We start from the raw sequence: 5,791 nt of genomic DNA on the forward strand, positions 1-5,791 counted from the left end.
AGGCCGGCAGGTTGAAAAAAACCGGCTTGGAAATGAAGACGGTGCGAACGGGTTAATTTTTCAGCGTCTCCCTAGTGCTATGCGGTAAGTTAGATATCCTCTGTCTGCGTTTAAGTAAGTTGATGCTAATGCTGGCTTAACAGCCAAGTGTAATGCCAACATGGCATTGTGTCCCTGCCAGCCTATTGGGATTTCCAACGCCAATGTTAAAGGTGAAACAGAAAAAACAGACAGCTTATTTCTAAGCGTCTCGCTAACATTCTGTTTATGAGATGAGTGTTGAAGCTCAGCTTCCCACCGTAGTGAAGTGTCTTCAAAGCTGGCTTGGGTCAAGCCTGGCAATACCAGGTGCAAACTACGTACAGATTCACCCTCTGTAAGTCCATGAGTAATACCGTTATCAAAAATAGTAGGCAGCAGGTTGATCTCTGCAAGTCGTTGTGAATGAGTGCTCCAATCCCAGGCTTGGGGCTCGTTACCCCACATACAGTAGAGCAACCACTGTTGCTGTTCCTCCAGGTTGGAGTAGTTGAATAGGGCCTCGCCGCCCAGCTGAAGTGCGGTGAAGGCGAGTCCCCAAGGTGTGAGCTGAATCGAAAGTCTTAGGAATCTTGGTCCTCTGGTAGACCACGCTATGCTTGCCACTTCTTTTTTAGAGTAAGTGGTATCAAGGTAAATATCCTTCAATATGCCTATCAGTTCTTTGCCGGTCTGTAGCGTCAAGGCAGCGTTCACGCCGGTAGCGCCAACGTCACCTGTCAGCGCCATGAGCGCTCCTATTTTTTCACTCGATGTGCTGCACATCAGCGCTGTTTGCCATTTTTCCCAATTATTCCATGCCGTACCTGCTCCGCCCAATAAACTCAGCGGAGCAATAAATGCTCCCAACCCCAATCCTATTTTTCCGAGACGAGCAGTGAGCAGCTTTCCTCCCGTTTCAGAACTTTCGACCGCTAGGGCTCGGAGAGCATTATCGATCATTGCAACGTACACCGCTTGAAAGACTGATAACGCTGCCGAAGCCACACTACTGAACCCACCGATAGCTATTACAATTTCTTTAATGGTTCTACGATTGTCAGAGCCTCTCCAAACACTCCAAACACTCCAAACCTCCCCCAGATTCCCAACCTGCAGACACACCGCCAGTAACGGAAAGAAACTCCCCTTCAACGCAGCCGCAGCTGCCCCTTGAGTCGCGTACCCCTTAAATGCTCCCGCCCGCACCTTTTTAATTTCGTCATTGAGCGCTTGCAGTTGCGGGTCAGTGATATCCAGTCGAACGCCAATCGCGCCGTTGTGCGGGTTACCGGTCGGGGTAATGGCTTTTTCCAGGTCTCGGCGCAGCGCGTCTCGCGTGTTGCGGGTCTGCAGCAGCCGTTGGTTGGTGTATTGCCTTTCGTAAAGCAGACCTTGATGTTGATCCGCTGTGAGTGTGCGGCGGTTGATGAGTTTGGTAAGGCGGTTGCGTTCTCTGATGAGGTCGTCTTCGCTGGCAAGCAGCTGATTCAAGCGCGCGAAGTTGTCGCGAAATTTTGTCACGTCGGCTTCGTCGGCAATTCGCAGGGTGACGGCTTCCTGCTGCAGCGCCACCAGCATGCCCAGTCGTTGGGCTCGATTGCTTGCTCTGCCGAAGTTGTCCAGATGCTGGCGTAGTTGCGGGCTGTTCAGCTTCTGTTGCATCTCAATCAGCCAACGCTCCAGATGCAGGGCGACGGCAGGGATGTAGCTGGCATTGACGGCTTGGTGCAACGGTAGTGCGGCGGGGTCCAGGTTCAGGCTGTTGGTCCAGTGATTACCCATGATGTGGCTGATATCAGCGATGCGCCTTTGCGCATCGGCCAATCCGTCGCTGAAGTTGCGAATATCATCCAGCCACTTGAGCAGGTTGCCTGATTTGGCGCGCAGAAAGTCCATGTCCAGACGCCCATAGAACACCGGCAGAATGTAGTGGGGGTTATCGTGAAAGTAGTCGCTGACCTTCCGCAGGCTTTCGTCGGTGCGGCACAGGTCGCGGGTGCAGTTGAGCTCCATCGCCAAGGCGCTTTTCAACTGGTCGGGGTGGTCTGGATCGAAGTACCAGGCACTTCGATAGAGTTCCCCCTGAGTGAACAGGCTCACGCGATCGTGGGTAATATCGTCGAGTCGTTGCGTCCAGCGTTGAAGGTGCGAGCGCTCCTGGGACAGATAAGCGTGCATTTCTTGGTGGCGAACGAGATCGTAAATACCTCGTGAGCCGAGTCCGACGCCGTTCAGCGTGCCCTGGCTGTTCTTTTCCAGCGCTTCAATGTCGTCTTCCAGTTGTTCATGGAGTGGTTGGCCAAGCGCGAGCAGCATCTGTGAGTGCTTGTTTTCCATGTTCAGTCTGGCAAATCTGGCTCGCGGCCGTTCGGTGTAGGCGCCCCCGCGCATGGCGGAATACTGCCCCGCTGAAGTAGTCGCTGGCACAGGTCCCTGATGGTGTTCCCGGTGCCAGTCATTGCGCGCATTGAGGTAATCATAAATGCGGCTGCGTTGTTCAGGCGTGGTGTTCTTCAGCAGTTTCGAGTCCGGGTTTGTCTGCCGGGCAGTGTTGTCGCCAACGCTCATCAGTGTGTCAATGTAGCTGGCCGTTATGTAACGCATTTCATTGTCGTTACGCTCACGCCACTGGTTGAGCCAACTCACCACCTCGTCCTGTTCCTGCGCAAGGTCGCGCAGCATGCCGATGCTGTCGTCGAGTACCAGATACAGGTGATTCAGTTCGTAGAACGGGTTGAGTGTGTTTTTCAACTCGCCGATATGCGCCTCGCGAAACAGCGGCAGATGCTCCCAGACATAGTCCTGTTGTTCCTCCTCTGGCATATCGGGTGTAGTGCATTGTTGTGCCGGCAACTCGGCGAGTTCGGCAAGCTGCTCTCTGACTTGCTGTTCGACGCGAAGGTGGACGCCGCCTTGCTGGCAATCGGCTTCAGCCAGATTCACTTTCTGCATGAAATAGAAACGGTCTGCTGCGCTGTCCAGCACGCGGGTGCATTTGGCTGCTGTCCATTGCAGTTCGGCATAGGCAACATGCAACGTCGTATCGCGGGCAAAGATCAGGGTGTGCTCGCCAATCGTGGTCTGCCTGACATCCTGAGCGACTTCCCGGTCCTGCCAGAGCAGTTTGGTCGGTACGCCGCTTTCAAGGCGATACTCATGCAGATAGCCGCTGCTTTCATCAATCACATACAGATAGCCGTCACGTACCAGACGCAAGCCGAGCGGTCGTTTCAAGTCTCGGTAGCCGTCGGTATCCGACGGGTTGTGAAGCCGTTCCACGCGACCGTAACGCAATGGCAATAGCTGGACTTTGGTGCCCATCAAAGGGCAGTTACTCGTACTGTTGCGGGCATCAATATGGGTTCTTGCTCTGGCCTCCCAATAGGCTTTGTCTACAGGCGAAAGTGTTTTGCGACTCATGGCCGGGTTGCTCCGTGCTGTTCGCGACTGCGTTTCACTGCCAGCCAGTTGGCCTGTTGAATACGCTGAGATGGCGTCAGAGAGGACTTTTCATCCATCAGCGTTCTGATATCAGGATGCGAGTCGTCCGGCTGGGTAGCCAGAAAGCAGATGACGTTGGCGTAATGGAAAATATCCGCTTCGCTGTTGAAGCCTGCTTCATAGGCTGTGAAGGCCAGTGCATGCACATGGCCGTATCGCGACTTCAGACCTGTGGATGTGAGGTAGGCCGGAAAAAATGTGCGCAGGTGCAGGTCAAGACTGATCACGATCAGGCGAAACGCAACGTCACTGATGGCCTCCATCTGCCGATCGCTCATCCGATACAGGATCGTGTTGTCATGAATGGCTGACTCACCATGACGCTCGTGCTTTATCCAGTGTTCAGTGATGACATCTGCTGCATAAACACTGTCGATAGGGCCGAACAACCGATTATCGGTATGTGCCGGATGAAGCCCGAGCAGCGCGTTTGCGACGGGCGGGTCTGAAAGGTTCAAATAGCAGGCCTCGCCTGCTGGTTTGTCAACGAACACCAGCCAGCGCAGATGGTCAGCCACCGTCTTGTGGCTGGCATCACTGAATAGCAGCAGACCCCATTCTTCGCGCGCGTGAGTCAGGAAACTTGAAAATGTCGGGTCGTATGGGCCATCGATCTGAATCAGGGCGGGCGAGATATCCAGCAATTCGCTGAAGCGGGTTTGCAGGAACAGCAGTGTGCAGACAGGGGAGGGGTTCCACTCGAAAAGCTTTCTTCTCAGATCGGGAAGATTGATGGCGTTGAGCAGCAGATAGGCGTTTTTCGCCCATGGCAGATCATCAGGGCCGGATTCAAATTCAAACATGAGCGCGCTTTGAAGGGGAACGAGGCGCGGATACTCGGTGGTGTGGTGTCTGCCTTCAATACCCGAAAACCAGTTTAGGAAAGGCCCTACAAAGATCACTGAAAGATCTTTGGCCTACGGGTCGATCAGACACAAAAAATGCCGGTCAGCGAACTGACCGGCATCGATGGTTATCGCAACAAACGCGGTTGATCAGAACTCGTGATCGGCGTTGTCCGGGTTCAGGTCAGTGATGCCCAGCTTGCCAGCCGCCTGTTCGATGGCGCCTGTCTGTTTGACCAGCGCGGCGATGGCGTCACGCACCACCTGATTGCCTGCGGTGTTGCCGGCAGCGATCAACTGGTCGAAATGCTCGCCCTTGTTCGCATGATCGACGATGACCTGCAACTTGGCCTGCGTGTCGTCCAGGTCGGCGCGCAAGGTGGCGTCGGTGGCGGGATCTACCTTGGCGACCAGAGACGAAAGGCTCGGCCCGCTGACCTTGCTGCCGTCGGTGCGGGTGTACTCGCCCAGATAAACGTTGCGGATGCCCTTGCCGTTGTAGAAGTGCGAGTTGTGCGTGTTGTCGCTGAAGCAGTCGTGTTCGTCTTCGCTGGAGTTGGCTTCCAGTGCGACTTTCATGCGCTCGCCCGCCAGTTCACCCAGCGACAGGCTGCCCATGCCGAAGAGCATCTTGCGCAGGCCGCTTTCACCGGGTTCGGCTTCCAGCGTGGCGCGGTAGTTGTCGGGCACGCCGGCCTTCCAGTTACCGGACATTTCTTCGAGGTCGCTGACCAGCAGGTCGGTGACGGCCTTGAGGTAGGCACGGCGGCGATCATTGTGGCCGCCGGTCGCGCCAGCGCCTTCCAGGTAATCGCTGGCCGGACGTGCGCCGGCACCAGGGCCGGTGCCGTTCAGATCCTGGCCCCAGAGCAGGAATTCGATGGCGTGGTAGCCGGTGGCGACGTTGGCCTCGGAACCCCCCAGCTCGTTCAGGCTGGCGAGTTTTTCGGAGGTGATTTCCTTCACGTCGACCTTGTCTTCGCCGACCTGAATTTCGGTGTTGGCGATGATGTTGGCAGTGGCGCCCGGGTTGCCCAGCGCGTGCTGGTAATCCTTGGCCACATAGTCGATCAGGCCTTCGTCCAGGGGCCAGGCGTTAACCTGTCCTTCCCAGTCGTCGATGATGGTGTTGCCGAAGCGGAAGACTTCGCTCTGCATGTAAGGCACACGCGCAGCGATCCACGCTTCGCGGGCAGCTTTCAGGGTTTCATCGTTGGGCTTGGCCAGGAAGGCGTCGACGGCAGTGCTGAGTTTTTTCGCGCCTGCCTCGGCATCGTCGAACACGGCGGACACCATGTTGGCGTAGTTCGCGACCACAGCCTTGGCCGCCGCGTCGTCAGTCTGGGCAGCGGCTGCCGGAGCAGGGGCCGCAGGCGTCACAGCCGGCGTCGCCGGAGCAGCGGCTGGCGCGGGTGCCGGGGCGG

Annotated in this window: 3 protein-coding genes; all 3 read right to left on the reverse strand. The window is 56.2% G+C overall.

What is annotated here, in order from left to right:
- Positions 1 to 60 precede the first annotated feature (60 nt).
- Entirely contained in the window at positions 61 to 3,441 is a 3,381-nt protein-coding gene (locus AO388_RS21910; RefSeq protein ID WP_058417112.1) for a toxin VasX, read from the reverse strand.
- On the reverse strand, positions 3,438 to 4,325 hold the full coding sequence (locus tag AO388_RS21915; protein ID WP_003431424.1) for a DUF4123 domain-containing protein: 888 nt from the start codon (positions 4,323 to 4,325) through the stop codon (positions 3,438 to 3,440). Before AO388_RS21915 ends, AO388_RS21910 begins: the two co-directional genes overlap by 4 nt.
- A 192-nt stretch (positions 4,326 to 4,517) precedes the next feature.
- Positions 4,518 to 5,791 (reverse strand): imelysin family protein (locus AO388_RS21920; RefSeq protein ID WP_058417113.1); only part of this gene is annotated, 1,274 nt, incomplete at its 5' end.

Source organism: Pseudomonas sp. ICMP 10191 (assembly GCF_001467335.1).
Lineage (GTDB): Bacteria > Pseudomonadota > Gammaproteobacteria > Pseudomonadales > Pseudomonadaceae > Aquipseudomonas > Aquipseudomonas cerasi.

Bases quoted from the DNA above. Each gene is read 5' to 3' on its own strand.
- AO388_RS21915 (WP_003431424.1), bottom strand. From the start codon at position 4,325: ATGTTTGAATTTGAATCCGGCCCTGATGATCTGCCATGGGCGAAAAAC.
- AO388_RS21910 (WP_058417112.1), bottom strand. From the start codon at position 3,441: ATGAGTCGCAAAACACTTTCGCCTGTAGACAAAGCCTATTGGGAGGCC.